Genomic DNA, 362 nt, shown 5'->3' on the forward strand with positions numbered 1-362 from the left:
GAAGTGTTCCAGCTGTAGGTATATGGAGCGGTGCCGCCAGTTGCATTTACAGTCGCTGAACCTGTGGCCGTTCCGAAGCAGTCAACATTATTACCAACTGTTGTGGCAGCCAGTACAGGTGGTTCGGTGATCGTTACCGTTGCCGTAGTGATACAACCTGCAGCATCGGTTACCGTAACCGTATAGGTTCCGGCAGTAAGGCCTGTTGCTGTTGCACCAGTTTGTACCGGCGAAGTGTTCCAGCTGTAGGTAAACGGTGCGGTGCCTCCTGTTACGTTCACAGTTGCTGATCCTGTTGCCGTACCGAAGCAGTCAACATTATTACCAACTGTTGTGGCAGCCAGTACAGGTGGTTCAGTAAT

General features: G+C 51.7%; 1 protein-coding gene. It reads right to left on the reverse strand.

Annotated elements, in window-relative coordinates; all coding sequences use genetic code 11:
• The coding region (locus OI18_RS23470) for a SprB repeat-containing protein (protein ID WP_039144825.1) at positions 1–362 on the reverse strand (362 nt) is incomplete at both ends.

It is taken from the genome of Flavihumibacter solisilvae (assembly GCF_000814475.1).
Taxonomy (GTDB): Bacteria; Bacteroidota; Bacteroidia; order Chitinophagales; family Chitinophagaceae; genus Flavihumibacter; species Flavihumibacter solisilvae.